At 64.1% G+C, this 18,693-nt stretch carries 19 protein-coding genes and 1 pseudogene; 5 read left to right on the forward strand and 15 right to left on the reverse strand.

What is annotated here, in order from left to right:
- Positions 1–97: 97 nt before the first annotated feature.
- The 6 genes from CXQ80_RS02405 to CXQ80_RS02430 are packed head-to-tail and all read right to left on the reverse strand — an operon-like array spanning position 98 to position 4,673.
- Positions 98–667, reverse strand: a complete 570-nt coding sequence (locus tag CXQ80_RS02405; RefSeq protein WP_101316134.1) for a DUF4136 domain-containing protein — start codon at positions 665–667, stop codon at positions 98–100.
- A gap of 20 nt (positions 668–687) precedes the next feature.
- Complete coding sequence (locus CXQ80_RS02410) at positions 688–1,320, reverse strand: DUF4136 domain-containing protein (protein ID WP_101316136.1); 633 nt, start codon at positions 1,318–1,320, stop codon at positions 688–690.
- Between the two features lie 22 nt (positions 1,321–1,342).
- Positions 1,343–2,092: a methyltransferase domain-containing protein gene (locus CXQ80_RS02415; protein WP_101316138.1), complete on the reverse strand. Its 750-nt coding sequence runs from the start codon at positions 2,090–2,092 to the stop codon at positions 1,343–1,345.
- The gene (locus CXQ80_RS02420) at positions 2,089–2,394 is read right to left on the reverse strand and encodes a MazG-like family protein (protein WP_101316140.1); all 306 of its coding nucleotides are present in this window, start codon (positions 2,392–2,394) and stop codon (positions 2,089–2,091) included. Before CXQ80_RS02420 ends, CXQ80_RS02415 begins: the two co-directional genes overlap by 4 nt.
- 60 nt (positions 2,395–2,454) lie before the next feature.
- A complete protein-coding gene (locus tag CXQ80_RS02425) occupies positions 2,455–3,318 on the reverse strand; it encodes a MaoC/PaaZ C-terminal domain-containing protein (RefSeq protein ID WP_101322934.1) in 864 nt (287 codons plus the stop codon).
- Positions 3,319–3,320: 2 nt separating this feature from the next.
- A complete protein-coding gene (locus CXQ80_RS02430) occupies positions 3,321–4,673 on the reverse strand; it encodes a 3-oxoacyl-ACP reductase (protein WP_101316142.1) in 1,353 nt (450 codons plus the stop codon).
- A gap of 117 nt (positions 4,674–4,790) precedes the next feature.
- Here CXQ80_RS02430 and CXQ80_RS02435 point away from each other — a divergent pair, with 117 nt between their 5' ends.
- Together CXQ80_RS02435 and CXQ80_RS02440 are read left to right on the forward strand one after the other, a co-directional pair.
- Complete coding sequence (locus tag CXQ80_RS02435; protein ID WP_101316144.1) at positions 4,791–6,068, forward strand: acetyl-CoA C-acetyltransferase; 1,278 nt, start codon at positions 4,791–4,793, stop codon at positions 6,066–6,068.
- 64 nt (positions 6,069–6,132) lie between these two features.
- Positions 6,133–6,924, forward strand: a complete 792-nt coding sequence (locus tag CXQ80_RS02440; RefSeq protein ID WP_101316146.1) for a helix-turn-helix transcriptional regulator — start codon at positions 6,133–6,135, stop codon at positions 6,922–6,924.
- A 35-nt stretch (positions 6,925–6,959) separates the two neighbouring features.
- On the opposite strand, the gene CXQ80_RS25195 is transcribed toward CXQ80_RS02440, so the two are convergent.
- The 5 genes and pseudogenes from CXQ80_RS25195 to CXQ80_RS02460 form a co-directional block, all read right to left on the reverse strand.
- Complete coding sequence (locus tag CXQ80_RS25195) at positions 6,960–7,727, reverse strand: methyl-accepting chemotaxis protein (protein ID WP_371411600.1); 768 nt, start codon at positions 7,725–7,727, stop codon at positions 6,960–6,962.
- A 90-nt stretch (positions 7,728–7,817) separates the two neighbouring features.
- A pseudogene (locus CXQ80_RS25200) lies at positions 7,818–9,143 on the reverse strand (cache domain-containing protein); the annotation flags it as partial.
- Entirely contained in the window at positions 9,082–9,486 is a 405-nt protein-coding gene (gene cueR / locus CXQ80_RS02450) for a Cu(I)-responsive transcriptional regulator (RefSeq protein WP_101316150.1), read from the reverse strand. The pseudogene CXQ80_RS25200 and the gene cueR, both read right to left, overlap by 62 nt.
- Complete coding sequence (locus CXQ80_RS02455) at positions 9,483–11,681, reverse strand: cation-translocating P-type ATPase (protein ID WP_101316152.1); 2,199 nt, start codon at positions 11,679–11,681, stop codon at positions 9,483–9,485. Before CXQ80_RS02455 ends, cueR begins: the two co-directional genes overlap by 4 nt.
- Positions 11,682–11,733: 52 nt before the next feature.
- Entirely contained in the window at positions 11,734–12,120 is a 387-nt protein-coding gene (locus CXQ80_RS02460; protein ID WP_101316154.1) for a hypothetical protein, read from the reverse strand.
- A gap of 145 nt (positions 12,121–12,265) precedes the next feature.
- Here CXQ80_RS02460 and CXQ80_RS02465 point away from each other — a divergent pair, with 145 nt between their 5' ends.
- On the forward strand, positions 12,266–12,463 hold the full coding sequence (locus CXQ80_RS02465; RefSeq protein WP_101316156.1) for a heavy-metal-associated domain-containing protein: 198 nt from the start codon (positions 12,266–12,268) through the stop codon (positions 12,461–12,463).
- Positions 12,464–12,614: 151 nt separating this feature from the next.
- Positions 12,615–13,796, forward strand: a complete 1,182-nt coding sequence (locus tag CXQ80_RS02470; protein WP_101316158.1) for a multidrug effflux MFS transporter — start codon at positions 12,615–12,617, stop codon at positions 13,794–13,796.
- On the opposite strand, the gene CXQ80_RS24920 is transcribed toward CXQ80_RS02470, so the two are convergent.
- Positions 13,747–13,944: a hypothetical protein gene (locus tag CXQ80_RS24920; RefSeq protein ID WP_101316160.1), complete on the reverse strand. Its 198-nt coding sequence runs from the start codon at positions 13,942–13,944 to the stop codon at positions 13,747–13,749. The two genes, CXQ80_RS02470 and CXQ80_RS24920, sit on opposite strands and share 50 nt — an antisense overlap.
- 521 nt (positions 13,945–14,465) lie before the next feature.
- On the opposite strand from CXQ80_RS24920, the gene CXQ80_RS02480 reads away from it, so the two are divergent.
- Positions 14,466–15,182 (forward strand): helix-turn-helix transcriptional regulator, encoded by a 717-nt coding sequence (locus tag CXQ80_RS02480; protein ID WP_101316162.1) that lies wholly within the window; start codon positions 14,466–14,468, stop codon positions 15,180–15,182.
- Between the two features lie 21 nt (positions 15,183–15,203).
- Here the strand turns inward: CXQ80_RS02480 and CXQ80_RS02485 are convergent, their stop codons facing one another.
- The 3 genes from CXQ80_RS02485 to CXQ80_RS02495 all read right to left on the reverse strand — a co-directional run bounded on the left by CXQ80_RS02485 (position 15,204) and on the right by CXQ80_RS02495 (position 18,394).
- Positions 15,204–16,151, reverse strand: a complete 948-nt coding sequence (locus tag CXQ80_RS02485; RefSeq protein WP_101316164.1) for an adenosine deaminase — start codon at positions 16,149–16,151, stop codon at positions 15,204–15,206.
- 80 nt (positions 16,152–16,231) lie between these two features.
- Positions 16,232–17,587: an 8-oxoguanine deaminase gene (locus tag CXQ80_RS02490; protein ID WP_101316166.1), complete on the reverse strand. Its 1,356-nt coding sequence runs from the start codon at positions 17,585–17,587 to the stop codon at positions 16,232–16,234.
- 120 nt (positions 17,588–17,707) lie between these two features.
- Entirely contained in the window at positions 17,708–18,394 is a 687-nt protein-coding gene (locus CXQ80_RS02495) for an SDR family oxidoreductase (protein WP_101316168.1), read from the reverse strand.
- Positions 18,395–18,693: the final 299 nt, after the last annotated feature.

Consider the following 18,693-nt stretch of genomic DNA (forward strand, 5'->3'; position numbering starts at 1 on the left):
CAGCGTGGCGGCGGTGTCAGGAGTGTAGTCAAAGTGATGGCGAGTTGCCTTGATGGCAGCGCGTGATGCGCCACAGGCGAACCTGTGGCGCTCAGGGCTATTTGGCGCGGCCTGGTGGATACTGGCTGAGGACCTGGTCGACGGTCTTCTGAATCGCCTGGTTACGCTCTTCCGGGCTTGGCGGGTAGCGGTTCATGATCTGCTCGGCGCTGCCGCGCCAGACCAGCTTGTCATCGCGGCCGTCGAACATGTCGACCTGAATGGTCGCGACCTTGTAGTCGACGTTGCGCGTTTCGTTGTACATCGGCCCGCCCCAATAGCCACCCCAGTAACCGCCCCAGCCGCCGCCATAGTTGGTGGTGATCTGCTGCTGGCGCTGCTCGACGATCAGGTAGACGCGCAGTTTGAGGTCTGCGCGAGCGTTACCCTGGGCCAGGCGCAAGCCGCGTTGATCGAGCTGCTGCTCGACCGCCTGGCGAATCCGCTGTTCAGTGAGGTCGCTCTTGATCCGTGGATCGTCCGGGCGGTATTGCAAGGCCGGCTCCTGCCAGGCCCAGGTGCGATAGCCGGCAAAATCGCGACTGGCGTCGAAATCCTGCTGGACGTTATTGCTCGAACAGGCGCCGAGCAGCAACGCCAGGGACAACACAACGAGACTGCGCAGCATGGTGGTTTCTCCGTTAAGCGTTAACTGGGAGGATAGCCGTTGAGTGCCTTGTGCACGGATTCGCGCAGAGCGCTCTCGCGGTCGCGTGGTGAGTCGTTGTCGGCGCCGCTTTCGGCGCTGGCGCTCCACACCGGCTGACCATCACGGGCATCGAAAAAGGCGATGTGCACCACCATCACCTCAACCTGGTAGGTGCGCACGATCGGCACGCTGCCGTACGCGCCGTAGCCGTTGCGGTAGCCGCCATAACCAATGCCGCCATACGGTGCGCCACCGTAGTAAGGATCGTAGTCGTAATCGCGGACCTGGCGCAGGCGTCGCTCCAGGCGCAGGTCGGCGCTGACCAACAGATCCGCCTGGCCATTGTGCGCCGGGCGCAGCCCGTGCTGATCGAGCGCGCCGCTGACGGCATCGGCCAGTTGCGCGGGGTCGGCGTTGGCTGTGCCGCTGGGCAACTGACCATTGCGCCAGCCCCAGCTGCGGTAGCGGCCGTAGTCGCGTGGCGCGCTTGGGTAGGCGCTGCGATCAAAGGTGGTCGCGGCACTGGCCGGGGCGGGCGGGATCGGCTTGCCGCTGGCCACATACGGGTTGGTGCCCTGGCACGCGGCCAGGGCGAAGGGCAGCAGGGCCAGGCAGACAAGACGGTTGAGCATGGTTCCTCCTGGCGCGGTGCAGTCAGAGCGGGCGGCAGACCCAATGCAGGTAGCGGCCCAGGCCGGCGAAGCTTGGGTGGCGGCGGTGAGCCAGCTCCATCTCGAGCAGGTCGAGCAGCTCGGCCTTGTCCTGGAAGTCCTTGGGCATGTAGTCGTGGAACACGCGAACGCCACTTTCAGTTTCGACCGCCCACAGGCCTTCAAGTTGCGCGCGCAGTTCGCGCGGATCAAGTGGTTTCTGCGGGGTCAGGCTCTGCTTCTCGCCGGCCAGGTGATTGCTGCGCAGCTTGCGGAAATGGCCCTTGAGCAGGTTGCGGTAAACCAGTGCATCGCGGTTGTAGAATGCCAGCGATAGCCAGCCACCCGGCGCCGTCAGTTGATGCAGCACCGGCAGAATGGTCTCGGGTTCGGCCAGCCACTCGAGCACGGCATGGCACAGCACCAGGTCATAAGGCTCGGTTAACTGGCCAAGCAGATCTTGCCAGGGGGCCTGGATGAAAGTCGCGGTCTGCCCGGCTTCGGCAAAGCGGGCCCTGGCGCCATCGATCATCGGTGCCGCCGGCTCGGCGAGGGTCACCTGATGCCCGCGCTCGGCCAGCCACAGCGCCATGTGGCCAAGGCCGGCGCCGATGTCGAGAATACGCAGCGGGCGATCGGGCAAGGCTTCGGCGAGGTCGGCTTGGAGCACAGCCAAGCGGATGGCACCTTTGGCACCGCCGTAGATTTTTTCTGCGAAGCGCGTGGCCAGGTGATCGAAATGACGGTCGTTCATCGCGCGAAGCGCCTTTCGCTGTCGGCCAGCTTGGCCCGCACCACCTGGTCCATGTCCAGCCCCAGCTCGCTGCACAGCAACAGCAGATAGAGGACCACGTCGCCGACCTCCTGGCCGGCATGGGCGAGTTGCTCGGGGGCGAGCTGGCGCGACTGGTCTTCGGTCAGCCACTGGAAGATTTCTACCAGCTCGGCCATTTCCACGCTGGCGGCCATGGCCAGGTTTTTCGGACTGTGAAAGCCGCGCCAGTCGTTGTTGTCGCGGATCTGGTGCAGGCGTGTGGTCAGTTCTTGCAAGTTCATCGGGGCTCTCCTAATGGCGCATAGCTTCCGGCCAGCCCCGACGTAAAGCAAGTTTGCCGATCAGTTCGGCGCAATCGGCTGCCAGCGGCCCAGCATGTGCAGCAGGTCAGCGTGGCCATCCAGGCGCAGCTCGCCTTGCGCGCCGGCAGCACTGGCGCTGAGCACTACCTCCGACGGCAAACGTACCGGTTTGAGAAAATCCACTTCGAACACATAGCCGGCCGCCGGCAGGTGCCCGGCCAGCGCAGCCATGGCCATGGCCTTGCTCCACATGCCATGGGCGATCGCCTTGGGGAAGCCGAACAGCTTGGCGGTTGGCGCACTCAGGTGGATCGGGTTGTAGTCGCCACAGATCTTGGCATAGCGCCGGCCGATATCGCTATCGGCGTACCAGCGGGTGACCTCGGCCAGCTCACTGGCGAGCTCGGCCTCGACCGGCTCACTGGCCGCTGCTTCAAGCTTGAGGCCGCGCACCAGCATGCGACTGGTTTCGCGCCAGAGCAGGCCGAGGCCGTCTTCGGCTTCGGTGATCAGTTCGAAGGTGCCGCCCTTGGGGTGGGGCTGCAGGTTGTCGGCATACACCGCGAAGTGCAGCCCGTCGATGGCGCCGAGCGGGCGCAGTACCTGAATGCTGTTGTGCAGGTGAACCAGCCCCAGCAGCGGGAAGGGGAAATCTGCCGCAGTCAGCAGTTGCAGTTGCAGGGTGAAGGCCATTACATGCGGATAGGTGGCCGGCAAGCGGCCGTTGTCGGTGAAGTGACACAGCCGGCGATAGGCCGCGAGATTGTCAGGCTGCACCCGCAACTGGCAGCGCAAGCCGCTGGTGGGTAACTGGTCGCCGCTGATCTTGCGTTTGCTCAAGGCCCGCAAGTACAGGCTGGCGCTGGAATCGGGGCAGTGCAGGTCTTGCCATTGGCGCGTCATGCTCATGCTCCCATCAAGGCCTGGCCACATACCCGCAGGGCCTGGCCGGTGACTGCGCCGGAGCCGGGCTGGCTGAGCCAGGCAACCGCTTCGGCAACGTCTTCCGGGCGCCCGCCCTGGCCCAGCGAACTCAGACGCCGGCCAGCCTCGCGCAGGCCCATCGGCATCGATGCGGTCATGTGCGTTTCAATAAACCCAGGTGCTACGGCATTGATGCTGGCGCCGCGGCTGGCCAGGATAGGTGCCCAGGCCTGGGCCAGACCGATCAGGCCGGCCTTGCTGGCGGCGTAGTTGGACTGGCCGCGGTTGCCGGCGATGCCGCTGACCGACGCGAGCAGGATGATCCGCGCGTTGTCGCCGAGCGCGCCGGCGTCCAGCAGTGCCTGGGTCAGCACCTGCGGCGCCTTGAGGTTGACTGCCATGACTGCGTCCCAGTAATCCGGAGTCATGTTGGCCAGGGTCTTGTCGCGGGTGATGCCAGCGTTGTGCACGACGATGTCGATACCTTCGGGCAAGCCTGCCAGCAGCTGCTCGGCGGCATCACTGGCGCAGATATCCAGCGCCAGGGCGCGGCCACCCAGGCGTGCCGCGAGTGCTTCGAGGTCCTGGCGGGCCTGCGGCACGTCGAGCAGGGTCACCTCGGCGCCATCTCGAGCGAGGGTTTGCGCAATGGCCGCGCCGATGCCACGGGCAGCGCCGGTGACCAAGGCGCGACGCCCGGCCAGCGGGCGGGTCCAGTCCTGTACCTGGCTGGCGCAGCCTTGGAGGCGCAACACCTGGCCAGAAATAAAGGCGCTCTTGGGCGACAGGAAGAAGCGTAATGCGCCTTCCAGCTGCTCGTCGGCCTCTTCGCTGACATACAGCAACTGCGCGGTGGCGCCGTTGCGCAGCTCTTTGCCCAGCGAGCGGCTGAAGCCTTCCAGCGCGCGTTGGGCGACGCTGGCCAGCGGATCGCCGAGGCTCTCCGGAGCGCGCCCAAGGATGACGACATGGGCACTTGGCGCCAAGCTGCGTAGCAGCGGCTGGAAAAACTCGCGCAACTGGCAGAGCTGATCGCTGTCGGACAAATGGCTGGCGTCGAACACCACAGCCTTGAGCTTGGGCCCTAGGCCCGCTACCCAAGGCTGCGCTTGCAGCCCATCGCCGGCAAAGCTGTAGAGTTCGTCGGTGAGCCGAGCGGCAATGGCTTCGACCCGATTGGCCAGCGGCCCGCCGCCCAACACCAGCGCGCCCTCGACCGGGCGCAGGCGGCCAGCCTGCCAGCGCTCCAGCGGTGCTGGTTGCGGCAGGCCGAGGGCGTCGACCAGACGACGGCCCAGGTTGGAGTTGGCGAAGCCGAGGTAGCGGTCAGTCATTGCGGGTCTCCCGTAAGGCAAGCATGCAAGTGTGGACCAAGTTTATGTAACGGTCGTTCGACCGGGTTAAAAACACCTAGTCTGTACGGATCAAATTGTTTCAGGAGGAATAACCGCATGCGTTCATCTCGCCGGGTCGCAATTCTGGGCGGCAATCGAATCCCGTTCGCCCGCTCCAATGGCGCCTACGCCAAGGCCAGCAACCAGGCGATGCTAACCGCTGCCCTCGAAGGCCTGCTTGAGCGCTACCGTTTGCACGGGCTGCGCCTGGGTGAAGTGGTCGCCGGGGCGGTGCTCAAGCATTCACGCGACATGAACCTGACCCGCGAATGTGTGCTCGGCTCACGCTTGTCGGCGCAAACCCCGGCCTACGATATTCAGCAGGCCTGTGGTACCGGCCTCGAGGCTGCTTTGCTGGTGGCCAACAAGATTGCCCTTGGGCAGATCGACAGTGGCATTGCCGGTGGCGTCGACACCACCTCGGATGCGCCGATCGCGGTCAGTGAAGGCTTGCGGCGGATTCTCCTGCAGGCCGGTCGTGGCAAAAACCTGGCCGAGCGCTTGAAACCGTTTCTGCAATTGCGCCCGGCCGACCTCAAACCGGCCTTGCCGAGCATTGGCGAGCCGCGTACCGGGTTGTCGATGGGTGAGCATTGCGAGCGCATGGCGCAGACCTGGCAGATCAGCCGCGAGGCCCAGGACGAATTGGCCCTGCACAGCCACCAGAAGCTGGCTGCAGCTTACGCCGAGGGTTGGCACGATGACCTGCTCACGCCCTACCTGGGCTTGAGCCGCGACAACAACCTGCGCCCGGAGCTGAGCCAGCAGCAGTTGGCCAAATTGAAGCCGGCGTTCGATCGCAGCGGCCTCGGCACCCTCACTGCCGGCAACTCGACGCCGTTGACCGACGGCGCCTCGCTGGTGCTGCTGGGCAGCGAGCAATGGGCAGCCGAGCAAGGCCTGTCGGTGCTGGCCTATGTGGTCGATGGCGAGAGCGCGGCGGTGGACTTCGTCAAAGGTCAGGAAGGCCTGCTGATGGCGCCGGTGTATGCCGTGCCGCGTCTGCTGGCGCGCAATGGCCTGAGCTTGCAGGACTTTGACTACTACGAAATCCACGAGGCGTTTGCCGCCCAGGTGCTGTGCACGCTCAAAGCCTGGGAGGATGACGAGTATTGCCGCACGCGGCTGGGGCTGGACGCGGCGCTGGGGCCAATCGACCGCAGCAAGTTGAACGTCAAAGGCAGTTCGCTGGCAGCGGGGCATCCGTTTGCCGCAACCGGCGGTCGGGTGCTGGCGAACATGGCCAAGCTTCTGGCAACGGCCGGCAAGGGTCGCGGTTTGATTTCGATCTGCGCGGCGGGCGGCCAGGGCGTGACCATGATCGTCGAGCGTTGAGCCTGGGCTGGCTGCTCGGGCAAACCTGTTAGGCTTGTCTGATCAGAACAACTAGATTGACACCATGCCGAGCAACGGACAACTGACCGCCCCGCGCCCTATCCCTACGCTGGAGCGCCTGCCACGCCCCGTCTATGCCCGCGCCGAGAGCCTCGGCGCCGGCTCATGGACCACTCGCCATCGGCATGACTGGGTGCAGTTTTCCTACGCCATCAGTGGAGTCTTGAGCGTCTACACCAGCGACGGCAGCTACTTCGCCCCGCCGCAGTGGGGCGTGTGGATCCCGGCTGATCTCGAGCACGATGTCGCCACCTCGATGCAAGCCGAGATGCGCAGCCTGTATGTGCGCCGCGATGCCTGCCCGTGGGCCAGCGCGCAATGCCGGGTACTTGAAGTCACGCCCCTGGCGCGCGAGCTGATCAAGCAGTTCTGCCTGCTGCCTGCGCATTATCCAGAGGAAGATAGCGCAGAGGCGCGCTTGGTCGCGGTGCTGCTCGATCAGTTACGCGGGCTGCCGGAAGTCGGCTTCAGTTTGCCGCTGCCGCGTCATCCTGGCCTGCTGCGCTTGTGCAACCAGCTGATTGCCGCGCCGGATCAGACGCAGACCCTGCAAGACTGGGCGCTGCAGTTGGGCTGTTCGGAGAAGACCGTGATGCGCCTGTTGCAGCGCGAGACCGGCCTGAGCTTTCGGGTATGGCGTCAGCGCATGCGGCTGCTGTCATCCCTGGCGTTGCTGGAAGCCGGGGAGAGTGTCACCGAAGCGGCGCTGGGCTGTGGCTATGACTCAACCTCAGCTTACATCGCCGCGTTCAAGCAGATGTTCGGCGTGACCCCAGGCGAGCTGCGCCTGCTCTGACGACGGTTGGCCAAGAGCAGGCGCGGGCCGGCTGATCAGGTGCGGAAGCGGCGGACCAGGCTGTCCAGCTCGTTCGACAGGCCAGCCAGGCTCTCCGAGTCCTGCCGCGCGGCCTGGGCCAGTTCTGCCACCAACTGCGCATCACCGTGGATCTGGCTGATGTGCCGGTTGATGTCTTCCGCGACCTGATGCTGCTCTTCGGCGGCGGTGGCGATCTGCGTGTTCATGTCGCGGATCACGTCGACCGACTCACGGATCTGGCCAAAGCTGTCGCGGGCCAGGCCAATCCGGCTGACCGACTGCTGCGAGACATCCAGGCTGGCGTGCATCTGCTGGGCAACTTCAGCGGTGCGACTGGCGAGGTTGCCGAGCAGGCCGTCGATTTCGGCGGTGGAATCTGCCGTGCGCTTGGCCAGCGCGCGGACTTCGTCGGCTACCACAGCAAAGCCGCGGCCTTGCTCGCCGGCCCGGGCGGCTTCGATGGCGGCGTTGAGGGCGAGCAGGTTGGTCTGCTCGGCAATCGAGCGGATGGTGCCCAGAATCGACTGGATCGCGTTGCTGTCACGCTCCAGTTGCTGGATCGACTGCGCTGATTGCTCGATCTCCTGGCTCAGGCGATCAACGCTCTGCACCGCGGCATCGATCTGCTGCTGACCTTCACGCGCCTGCTGCTGGCCGCTGTCGGCCGACTGCGCCGCCTGGCTGCAGGAGCGGGCGACTTCGTTGGCGGTGGCGACCATTTCGTGGAAGGCGGTAGACACCATGTCCACTGCTTCGCGCTGACGCCCGGCCGCTTCGGCCATGTCGTTGGAGACGCGCGTCGAGCTGCTGGAGGTGCTGAGAATCTTGCCGGCGGCAGCGCCGATATGCTGGATCAGGCTACGAATCGCGCCGAGGAACTGGTTGAACCAGCCGGCCAGTTGCGCGGTTTCGTCGCGGCCGCGGACTTCCAGGCTGCGGGTCAGGTCGCCTTCGCCTTGGGCGATGTCTTCCAGGCCGCTGCTGACGCTGTTGATCGGGCGCACGATGAGCTTGGCGAACGCGGCACCGACGATTGCGAACAACGCGGCCAGGACCAGCGCAATGGTGCCGATCAGCCAGGTCAGGCGGGTGGTGGTCTGCATTACCTCGCCTTCCTGGATCAGGCCAATGAAGGTCCAACCGAGGGTTTCATCCGGGTAGATGTTGGCCATGTAGCGCTCGCCATTGATCTCGACTTGCACCAGGCCCTTGCCGGCCTTGGCCAGCTCGGCGTAACCGCCGCCAAAGCTGCTCAGTTGCTTGAAATTGTGGCTGGCGTCGCGTGGGTCGACCATCACGTTGCCGTTGTTTTCCATGAGGATCAGGTAGCCGCTGTCGCCCAGCTTGATCTTCTTGACGATTTCGGTGAGGCCGTTCAGCGAGACGTCGATGTTGACCACGCCGCCGGGGCTGCCCAGCTGGTTGGTTACCGTGCGCACGGTGCTGACCAGCACGGCATCATCGGCGGCCCAGTAGTAGGCGCCGGTGCGGATGGTCTTGCCGGGGTTGGCCATCGCCAGTTGGTACCAAGGGCGCTGGCGCGGATCGTAATTGACGAACTTCTGCCCGGCCGGCCAGCCGACGTAGCCGCCGTCGGCGACCCCGTAGGACAGGTAGGCGTAAGCCGGGTGGGCGTCGGCCAGGCGGGTGAAGAAGTCGAGCACCTTGGCGTCTTGCTCGCCCAGGGTGTAGGACGGGTTGGCGCTGGTGTACTTGTTCAGCTCGCTGCCGGTGGCGGCAACCATTGGCTGCGCGGCCATGTAGTTGACGTTCTGGTCGATGCCCTGGAAGAAGATGTTCATCGCATTGCTGACCTGGCGAATCTCTCGGCTGCTGTTGTCGAGAAAATCATCGCGGGCCTCGCCGCGCAGGTTGACCACTACCAGGGTAGCCACGAGGACGATGGGCAAGCCGGCAATCACGGCAAACGCCCAAGTCAGTTTTTGTTTGATGTTCATCCACGCTCCCGGAGTATTTTTTTTATCGACGCATGAAACAGGCACTTCAGGGCATCGGCAGCGTGGGCGATTTATAGAGGTCAAATCCCTGTATTTATTGGCCGACGTCGCGTTTGGCGACGATTCGGTCGTGATTGGGCTAATACGGCATACCAAAACTGGGCAGGGCAGTGTGGTCTTAGCTACAGCAGGCTTTGCCGCTGGCCAGATCCTTGAGGATCGGGCAGTCGGGGCGGTCATCGCCGTGGCAATCGGCAACCAGTTGGCTGAGAGTGTCACGCAGGCTGACCAGCTCTTCGATGCGTGTGTTCAGCGCAGCGATGTGCTCGTTGGCCAGGGCTTTGACATCGGCGCTGGCGCGTTCACGGTCTTGCCACAGAGTCAGCAGCCTGGCGACTTCCTCCAGAGAAAAGCCAAGATCGCGTGAGCGCTTGATGAAGGCCAGGCTGTGCAGGTCCTGCTGTTGGTAGAGGCGATAGCCGCTGTCGCTGCGTTGCGCCGGTTTGAGCAGGCCGATCGACTCGTAATAACGGATCATCTTGCTGCTCAGCCCGCTGAGGCGGGCAGCCTGGCCGATATTCATGGTGCCTCCTGCTGGTCGTTGTCGGGTTTCCAGGTTTTCAGCCACAGCGCATTGCTCACCACGCTGACGCTCGACAGGGCCATGGCGGCGCCCGCCAGCACCGGGTTGAGCAGGCCAAACGCGGCCAACGGGATGCCGACGAGGTTGTAGATGAAGGCCCAGAACAGGTTCTGGCGGATCTTGGCGTAGGTCTTGCGACTGATTTCCAGGGCTGCCGGCACCAGCCGCGGGTCACCGCGCATCAGGGTAATGCCGGCGGCCTGCATGGCGACATCGGTGCCACCGCCCATGGCGATACCGATGTCGGCGGCGGCCAGGGCCGGGGCGTCATTGATACCGTCACCGACCATAGCCACCACGCCGTCGCGTTTGAGCACGGTCACGGTAGCGGCTTTGTCGGCCGGCAGTACTTCGGCGTAGACATCCTCGATGCCCAGCGCGTCGGCGACCACCTTGGCACTGCCGCGGTTGTCGCCGGTCAGCAGGTGGCTGCTGACGCCTCGCGCGCGCAGACTGCGCACGGCCTCTGCGGCACCGGGCTTGAGGCTGTCACCAAAGGCCAGCAGGCCGAGCACCTGCGGCTGCGGTGCCTGTTCGATCAGCCACGACAGGGTGCGGCCTTCGGCTTCCCAGGTCTGTGCTTTGCCTGCAAGCTCGCCGGGTTGCAGCTGGCTGTCTTCGAGCAAACGCCGGTTGCCGAGGGCCAACTGGCGTTGCTCGACCACGCCGGCGATGCCGCGCCCGGTCAGTGACTGGCTGTCGCTGACGGGCGGCACGTCCAGGCCATGTTCGCTGCAGGCGCCGAGCACCGCTTTGGCCAGCGGGTGCTCACTGCCCTGTTGCAGTGCCCCGGCCAGACGCAACAAGTGCGCTTCATTGGCAACGGCGGCCAGGCTGTGGACAATGCGCGGGCTGCCTGAGGTCAGCGTACCGGTCTTGTCGAACACCACGCGGTTGACGGCGTGGGCGCGCTCCAGCGCTTCGGCATCCTTGATCAGAATGCCGTGGCGGGCGGCCACGCCAGTGCCGGCCATGATCGCTGCAGGCGTCGCCAGGCCAAGCGCACATGGGCAGGCAATTACCAGCACGGCGACGGCGTTGATCAAGGCGGTTTCCAGCGGTGCGCCATACCACCACCAGCCGAGCAGGGTAATCAAAGCGATCACCAGCACTGCCGGGACGAACACCTGGCTGACCCGGTCGACCAGTTTCTGAATCGGCGCCTTGGCCGCCTGGGCATCCTCGACCAGGCGAATGATCCTCGCGAGTACCGTTTCGGTGCCGAGTGCCAGGGTGCGTACCAGCAATTGGCCTTCGCCATTGATGGCGCCGCCGGTGACCGGGTCGCCGGGGTGCTTGGGTACCGGCAGGCTCTCGCCGCTGATCAGCGCCTCGTCGGCGTGGCTGCTGCCTTCGATGACTTCGCCGTCGACCGGGAAGCGCTCGCCGGGTTTGACCCGGACCAGATCGTGCAGGCGCAGTTGGCTGATCGGCACATCCTCCTCACGCCCATCGAGCACGCGCAGGGCGCGCTCCGGGCGCAGCGCCTCGAGGGCGCGGATGGCGCTGGCGGTCTGGCGTTTGGCGCGGCTTTCGAGATATTTGCCGAGCAGCACCAGGGCGATGACCACTGCCGAGGCCTCGAAGTACAGGTGCGGCTCTACCCCTAGCGGAGCATTGGCCCATTGATACAGGCTCAGGCCGTAACCGGCACTGGTGCCGAGCGCAACCAGCAGGTCCATGTTGCCGGCGGCTGCGCGCACGGCTTTCCAGGCCGCTCTGTAAAAACGTGCGCCGAGGATGAACTGCACCGGCGTAGCCAAGGCAAACTGCGCCCACGCCGGCAGCATCCAGTGCACGCCGAACGGCTGCAGGAGCATCGGCAACACCAGTGGCAGCGCCAGCAGCACCGCAGCGGCCACGGCCAGGCGCTCATTGCGCAAATGGCGCTGGGCATCATCAGGGTCGGGCGCAGCAGCATCCGGCATGGATGCTTCGTAGCCGGCCTGACGTACAGCCTCGACCAACGCAGGCAGGGTTTGCGCTGGAGCTTCGACACGGGCAGTCTCGGTCGCCAGGTTGACGCTAACCTGCGCCGCGCCGGGCACCTTGCGCAGGGCGCGCTCGACACGCCCGGCGCAGCTGGCGCAGGTCATGCCGCTGATGGGCAGGTCAAAAACAGTGGATGCAGACATGGCTGGCCTCCTTGGACAGGCCTGCAGCATCAACCCTGCCACAGGGGCAAGGTCAATAGTCCAGGCTGGCTCGGGTCAGGTGCAGGCCGCTGTGGTCCATGGCGATGCGATACTTGTTGATCTGTCCGGCCTGCAGGGTCAGGCGCTGATTGTGCTGGTTCTCCAGGCCAGGGTTGCAACCGGGGGCTTGCCCCGGCAACAGGCGCAAGCGGATATCCACCGGGCCGGGCGGCAGGTTGAACGAGGTCGATTGTTCCTGGAACAGGCGACCGGACAGCTGGTCATTGAGGTACACGCCGATCTCGCAGGTGGTCGCCACCTCGAGCCGCTCGCGCGAAATAATCAGCACGCTGTAGTCCGAGTTGCCAGCGGCGCTGGCCGCAGGCACCACGGTCAAAGCGGCGAGCAAGCCGACAAGGCTCAGTGCTGGCCTGATCATGAACAATCTCCTGCTTCATAAACTGTCAAAGGCGCAGCTTGGCTGAGCCAGGCGCGGATTGCCAGTCCGGCCGAGGACGGCATAACTTGACCTTGACCCGATGGCAAGCTTGAAACTGTGGCAAACCCACGAAGGAGACTGACCAATGCAAGTTTTCAATGTACAAGGCATGACATGTGGCCACTGCGTCAAAGCAGTGACTGCGGCGGTACAGGGGCAGGATGCTACGGCCAAGGTAGAGGTGGATCTGGCTGCCAAGCAAGTGACCGTCGACAGCCAGTTGGCCAGCGAACAGATTCTTGCCGCCATTCGTGAGGAAGGCTACGAGGCGCAATCGGCCTGACGACGCTGGAGTGTCGCGGTGCCGGTGATCGAGCATGCTGCTGGATGTCACCGGTGCCGCTTCTGGGCAGGGAATTGTCACAAAGGTTTTCGCCAGAATCCGCCTTTGCAGTTAGACTTGGCAGCTTGCTTAGCCTGCTAATGGATTCCTGATGAACCTGCGTTACGTGCTGATTCTCGGCGCCTTGAGTGCGTTCGGGCCGCTGGCGATCGACTTTTACCTGCCAGCATTCCCGGCCATGGCTCAGGCCTTTCTGACCGACGAAAAACACATCCAGACTACCCTGGCCGCGTACTTCCTTGGCCTGTCGCTGGGCCAGTTGGCCTACGGCCCGGTAGCCGATCGCTTTGGTCGGCGCATCCCGCTGCTGTTCGGAGTGACCTTGTTCACCCTGGCCTCACTGGCCTGCGCTTATGCGCCCAATCTGGATACGTTGATTGTCGCGCGCTTCGTCCAGGCCTTGGGTGGCTGCGCGGGGATGGTGCTGTCACGGGCGATTGTCAGCGACAAGTGCGACCCGGTTGCCTCGGCCAAGGTCTTCTCGCAATTGATGCTGGTGATGGGCCTGGCGCCGATTCTTGCGCCAATGCTTGGCGGCGTATTGGTCAACCTGGCTGGCTGGCAGTCGATCTTCCTGGCCTTGAGCCTGTTCAGCGCAGGCTGCCTGCTGGCGATCAGCTTCGGCTTGCCCGAGAGCATGCCGGCGGATATGCCGCGCCAGCCGCTGTCAGGGGCGTTTCGCCAATACCTGCGGCTGTTTGCTGACCGAGTGTTTATCGGCCACGCGTTGACCGGCGGCACCGCCATTGCCGGCATGTTTGCCTACATCGCCGGCTCGCCGTTCGTGTTCATCAAGCTATATGGGGTACCGGCCGAGCATTATGGCTGGCTGTTCGGTGCCAACGCAGCGGGTTTCATTCTGATTGCACAGGTCAATGCACGGTTGTTGGCCAAGCGCGGCCCGGCAGTATTGCTGGGGCGAGCAGTGTGGTTGTACCTGGCGGCGGCGCTGACCCTGCTCGGCGTGGCGGCGTTGCGGCCGACGCAATTGTGGCCCCTGTTGTTGCCGTTGTTCGTGTGCATCGCCAGCCTGGGCTGCATCATCCCCAACGCCTCGGCGTTGGCCATGAGCGGTCAGGGCAACCGCGCAGGCAGCGCGTCGGCATTGATGGGCTGCCTGCAGTTCAGCGTTGCCGCTGGCTCGGCGGCGCTGGTCAGCTTGCTGCATGATGGCAGTGCGGTACCAATGGCCATGGTGATCAGCCTGTGCGGGGCTCTGGTGGTCAGTGTCGCGACGCTGACTCGGCGCTTGCAGGCCAGGCGTCAAGGCTGAACGAGTGAGGGGCCTGCAGGCGCTTCTGCAATGTTGCGACAAAGGCCCGCGCTTCACGCTCACTGCGAAAGCTCACCACGTGCTGGTCGAGCCGAACCTGCCAGGGGCAGTTGGGGTGACGTTCAGATGTACTGACGACGATCTTCATCGCATACCTCCACAGAACAGGTGCCGATTTAGTCTAGCGCTGCTGCCCCCAAGTGCCACCAATCCTTGAGTCGCTTCGGACTGACGGTCGCCTGTGGACCTTTCCCACAAGCCCTGTCTAGTTGTGCTGAGGCGCAACCACAGTGGATCCTTCGCTTTTGTTTGCCATATTTGCGGAAAGGCGCTGTCGGCAGCGTCTGAGGATATTTCTCTTTTCAGCTCGCGTTAAGGGCGCTTGTGGCTTTGGCTAGACAGGCTTGCGCCTGCTGGGTGGTTCTGGCCGGCCAGGTCTGCCCTGCTGGTGAATGCGTCGAGGGTCGCCCCACCCACCGCTTTGTCCGGTCTGTAGAGGAACCGGGAAGCGCTATCGCGGGACTTTGCCCGGCTTATACTGGCCCCAGCAGCCAGCGCCAGCGAGAGGGACTTCCCTGCCAGGGAATGCTATGCCAAGACCGTAAGCAGGTCAGCGCGCTGGCGTGTTTGGCCAATGGACCCAGACATGATTCAGCAGGGAGTTACCTTATGAAAGCAGTCAGCAGTATCAGCCAGATCGCCAGCCTGATGGCCGACCCCAAGCGCAGCGCCATGTTGTGGGCGTTGATCGATGGCACGCCCCGCCCCGCCGACGAGCTGGCGGTGATGACCGGCGTGAGTTCGTCTTCAGCGTGTGCGCATTTGTCCCTGCTCTCCTCGGCAGGCTTGCTGCGGCTGGAAGCCCGTGGCCGCAAACGCTATTTCCGTCTGGCGACGCCTGCTGTGGGGGCGGCGGTCGAGGCGTTGGCCAGCCTGCATCTGAATGATTTGCGCCCGCGGGTAACCCAGGTCAAACCGCTGCAGGTGCCACTGTCGATGCGCCGTGCGCGCCTGTGCAATGGGCATATGGGCGGTGAGCTGGCGGCTGAATTGCTGCAACGAATGGTCACTGCCGGCTGGCTGGAGGGGTACGACGGTGAGCTGCGGGTGAGTTTTGCAGGTCGCACGCAGTTGGCCAATGTCGGCGTGTACATCGAGGCCTTGGCACAGCGGCCACTGAGCAACTGTGTGATCTGTCACTGCAATGAGTGGAGCGATCAGGGGCCGCATCTGGGCGGAAGCCTGGGGCAGGCCTTGCTGACGTTGTTCCTGCAGTCGGGCTGGCTGCAGGAACAGGACGGTGCGCGCGGGCTGCAGATATCACCGCTGGGTATCCAGCAGATCAATCGTATCGCTCGCGCAGAGCCGTCCTTGCTGGTGGGTTGAGCTGCCGGCAACCGTTGCCGGTCAGGCCAGGCGAGCGTCCAGGCTGTTCTGCGCCAGGCGCCGAGCTTGATCCTCGGTCATGCCCAAATGGGTGTGTAGCGCGTAGAAGTTCTCGGTGACATAACCGCCGAAGTAGGCCGGGTCGTCGGAGTTGACCGTGACTTTGACGCCACGCTCAAGCATCTCGAGGATGTTGTGCTGGCCCATGTGTTCGAATACGCAGAGTTTGGTATTGGATAGCGGGCACACCGTCAGCGGGATCTGCTCATCAATGATGCGCTGCATCAGCCGCTCATCTTCGATGGCGCGTACGCCGTGGTCGATGCGCTTGATCTTGAGCAGGTCGAGGGCTTCCCATATGTACTCGGGCGGGCCTTCTTCGCCGGCGTGGGCTACTGCGTCAAAGCCTTCGCTGCGGGCGCGCTCGAATACGCGCTGGAACTTGCTCGGCGGATGGCCTTTCTCCGAGCTGTCCAGACCGACGGCAATGAACGCATCGCGGAACGGCAGCGCCTGGTCGAGGGTTTTTTGCGCTTCTTCTTCGCTGAGGTGGCGCAGGAAGCTGAGGATCAGCCCGCTGCTGATGCCCAGTTGCTCACGGCCATCCTTCAGTGCTTTGCTCAGGCCGGCCATGACCACTTCGAAGGGGATGCCCCGGTCAGTGTGGGTCTGCGGGTCGAAGAACGGTTCGGTGTGAATAACGTTCTGCGCCTTGCAGCGTTGCAGGTAGGCCCAGGTCAGGTCGTAGAAGTCCTGCTCGGTACGCAGGACATCGGCGCCCTGGTAATAGAGGTCGAGAAACTCCTGCAGGTTGTTGAAGGCATAGGCGCCGCGCAGGGTTTCTACATCCGCCCAGGGCAGGGCGATCTTGTTGCGTTCGGCCAGGGCGAACAGCAGCTCGGGCTCGAGCGAGCCTTCCAGGTGCATGTGCAGTTCCGCCTTGGGCAAGGCGTTCAGCCAGTCGTACATGTGTGTGATCTCGATCAGGAACGGTTGTCGCCATTCTACAGGGCCAGGCCGGGCAATGCGCCCGGCCTGGCCTGCGCATATCAACCGGCGATCAGTTGCGCTGCGGCCTGGCGGTGGTCGGCGATCAGGCCTTTGACGTCAAGGCCTTCGATCTGGCCGTCAATCACGCGCCATTTGCCGCCGATCATGACCCGGTCGGCACGGTCGGCGCCGCACAGCAGCAGTGCCGACAACGGATCATGGCTGCCCGAGAAGCGCAGCTCGTCGAGCTTGAACAGGGCCAGGTCAGCCTGTTTGCCAACCGCCAGCTGGCCAATGTCGCTGCGCCCCAGCAAGTGCGCCGAGCCACGGGTGGCCCAGCCCAGGGCGCGTTCCGGGGTGATCTGTTCGGCGCCATAGCGCAGCCGTTGCAGATACAGCGCCTGACGCGCTTCGAGGATCATGTTCGAGGCATCGTTGGAGGCCGAGCCATCGACGCCGAGGCCAACCGTGGCGCCGGCAGCTTCCAGATCCACCGTGGGTGCAATCCCCGAAGCAAGACGCATGTTCGAGCTTGGGCAATGGCAGATGCCGGTACCGGCAGCGCCGAGGCGGGCGATTTCGTCGGGGTTGAAGTGGATGCCGTGGGCCAGCCAGGTGCGCGGGCCCAGCCAGCCGACGCTGTCCAGGTAATCCACTGTACGCAGGCCAAAGCGCTGCAGGCAGAACTCCTCTTCATCAAGGGTTTCGGCCAGGTGGGTGTGCAGGCGCACGTCCAGCTCTGCGGCCAATTCGGCACTGGCGCGCATGATTTCCGGGGTTACCGAGAAGGGTGAGCAGGGCGCCAGGGCGATCTGGATCTGCGCGCCTTCGCCACGCTCGTGGTAGCTGTGGATAAGTCGCTGGCTGTCGGCCAGGATCACCTCGCCCTGTTGCACGGTCTGCTGCGGCGGCAGGCCGCCGTCGTCTTCGCCCAGGCTCATCGAGCCGCGGGTCAGCATGGCGCGCATGCCCAGCCCGCGGACTGCTTCGACCTGTACATCAATGGCGTTGTCCAGGCCCTGCGGGAACAGGTAGTGGTGGTCGGCGGCGGTGGTGCAGCCCGACAGCAACAGCTCGGCCAAGGCCACTTTACTGGCCAGCTCGAGCTTGGCCGGAGTCAGGCGTGCCCAGACCGGATATAAAGTCTTCAGCCAGGGGAACAGCGGCTGATTGACCACCGGCGCCCAGGCGCGGGTCAGGGTTTGATAGAAGTGATGATGGGTGTTGATCAGACCAGGCAGGATCACGTGCTCACGGGCGTCGAACACCTGTGAGCAGGGGATGCTAGGGCTTTCGCCCAGGGCCAGCAGTTGCACGATTTTGCCGTCTTCGATAACCAGCCCGCCGCGCGCGTCGCTGTCGTTGGCGGTGAAGATGGCAAGGGGGGATTTCAACCAGGTACGGGTCGCAGGCATGGTGCCGGCTCCTCTGAAAGTGGGTTCAGGTAAGCCAGCTCAGTTTTGCCCTGTCTGCTGATCCAGGTTCGCCGCGGGGGCGAGGCGTCGAGTCTACTGCCTCGCCCTGCAGCTTTCAATTCACCAGACCAATGGCTCGCCCTTGTAATTGATGAAGCGCAGGCCGCCATTGCCGCTGTGCGCCTTGATCTGCTTGAGCATGCCGCTGGTACTGGTGAACACGTCGATTTCAGCGTTTTCTCCGCCCATTGCAGTTTTCACCCAGCCCGGGTGCATGGCCAGCACGGCGAGGTCGGGGCGCTGCAGTTCGCCGACGTAGCTGTTGATCATCGAGTTCAAGGCGGCCTTGCTGGCCTTGTACAACGGAATCTCGCCGCCATCAGGGATGCTCACGCTACCCAGTACCGAACTCATGAAAGCCAGCACGCCGCTGCCTTCGCGCAGTTGCCCGGCCAGGCGGCGGGCGATGCGGATCGGCGCCACGGCATTGGTCATGAACAAGGCGCCGATCTGCTCTTGGCTGACCGCTTCCAGATCCTGCGGCAGCGGTCCCATGACGCCAGCGTTGACGAACAGCAGATCCAGCGTCTCGCCGTGCAGGCGCTGCTTGAGGCTGTCGAGTTGAGCGGTGTTGTTGATCTCGAGGGTTTCGATGTGCACGCCGACAATGCTGCCCAGGTCGCCCGGGTTGGCCTTGTCGCGAACGGTGGCGATTACCTTCCAGCCATCTTCGTGCAGGCGCTGCACCAGGCCAAGGCCCAGGCCTCGTGAGGCGCCAATGATCAGGGCGGTCTTGGTTGCGGTCATTTCTGTACTCCTTCAGAGGTAGCGCATGCCGGGCAGCCATCACCAGAGCTGCCAGCGTAGTCGCTGCAGTTTGCCAGCGTGTGGTAGCCGATGCACGGTTGTGCAAAAAATGATCAGCAGGCTACGGGCCTTGCGCCGTCAGGGCCGGAGCCAGTGGCTAACGGTTTATCCACAGGCTGCTCCACAGTATTTGTGCGCAAGCGGGCGGGCCAGGTTTTGCCTGCCGGCGGCCGAATTGTCATTGCAGGCTGGGGATAACTTACTGTAATGCGGAGCTTTTCAGCGCTGTCACGAAACTG

It is taken from the genome of Pseudomonas sp. 02C 26 (genome assembly GCF_002843585.1).
GTDB classification, from domain to species: Bacteria; Pseudomonadota; Gammaproteobacteria; order Pseudomonadales; family Pseudomonadaceae; genus Aquipseudomonas; species Aquipseudomonas shirazensis.

Bases quoted from the DNA above. Each gene is read 5' to 3' on its own strand.
- CXQ80_RS02455 (WP_101316152.1), bottom strand. From the start codon at position 11,681: ATGTCTGCATCCACTGTTTTTGACCTGCCCATCAGCGGCATGACCTGC.
- CXQ80_RS02420 (WP_101316140.1), bottom strand. From the start codon at position 2,394: ATGAACTTGCAAGAACTGACCACACGCCTGCACCAGATCCGCGACAAC.
- CXQ80_RS02465 (WP_101316156.1), top strand. From the start codon at position 12,266: ATGCAAGTTTTCAATGTACAAGGCATGACATGTGGCCACTGCGTCAAA.
- CXQ80_RS24920 (WP_101316160.1), bottom strand. From the start codon at position 13,944: ATGAAGATCGTCGTCAGTACATCTGAACGTCACCCCAACTGCCCCTGG.
- cueR (WP_101316150.1), bottom strand. From the start codon at position 9,486: ATGAATATCGGCCAGGCTGCCCGCCTCAGCGGGCTGAGCAGCAAGATG.
- CXQ80_RS02430 (WP_101316142.1), bottom strand. From the start codon at position 4,673: ATGACTGACCGCTACCTCGGCTTCGCCAACTCCAACCTGGGCCGTCGT.
- CXQ80_RS02480 (WP_101316162.1), top strand. From the start codon at position 14,466: ATGAAAGCAGTCAGCAGTATCAGCCAGATCGCCAGCCTGATGGCCGAC.
- CXQ80_RS02435 (WP_101316144.1), top strand. From the start codon at position 4,791: ATGCGTTCATCTCGCCGGGTCGCAATTCTGGGCGGCAATCGAATCCCG.
- CXQ80_RS02410 (WP_101316136.1), bottom strand. From the start codon at position 1,320: ATGCTCAACCGTCTTGTCTGCCTGGCCCTGCTGCCCTTCGCCCTGGCC.
- CXQ80_RS02415 (WP_101316138.1), bottom strand. From the start codon at position 2,092: ATGAACGACCGTCATTTCGATCACCTGGCCACGCGCTTCGCAGAAAAA.
- CXQ80_RS02440 (WP_101316146.1), top strand. From the start codon at position 6,133: ATGCCGAGCAACGGACAACTGACCGCCCCGCGCCCTATCCCTACGCTG.
- CXQ80_RS02470 (WP_101316158.1), top strand. From the start codon at position 12,615: ATGAACCTGCGTTACGTGCTGATTCTCGGCGCCTTGAGTGCGTTCGGG.
- CXQ80_RS02460 (WP_101316154.1), bottom strand. From the start codon at position 12,120: ATGATCAGGCCAGCACTGAGCCTTGTCGGCTTGCTCGCCGCTTTGACC.
- CXQ80_RS02490 (WP_101316166.1), bottom strand. From the start codon at position 17,587: ATGCCTGCGACCCGTACCTGGTTGAAATCCCCCCTTGCCATCTTCACC.
- CXQ80_RS02485 (WP_101316164.1), bottom strand. From the start codon at position 16,151: ATGTACGACTGGCTGAACGCCTTGCCCAAGGCGGAACTGCACATGCAC.
- CXQ80_RS25195 (WP_371411600.1), bottom strand. From the start codon at position 7,727: ATGGCCGAAGCGGCCGGGCGTCAGCGCGAAGCAGTGGACATGGTGTCT.
- CXQ80_RS02495 (WP_101316168.1), bottom strand. From the start codon at position 18,394: ATGACCGCAACCAAGACCGCCCTGATCATTGGCGCCTCACGAGGCCTG.
- CXQ80_RS02425 (WP_101322934.1), bottom strand. From the start codon at position 3,318: ATGACGCGCCAATGGCAAGACCTGCACTGCCCCGATTCCAGCGCCAGC.
- CXQ80_RS02405 (WP_101316134.1), bottom strand. From the start codon at position 667: ATGCTGCGCAGTCTCGTTGTGTTGTCCCTGGCGTTGCTGCTCGGCGCC.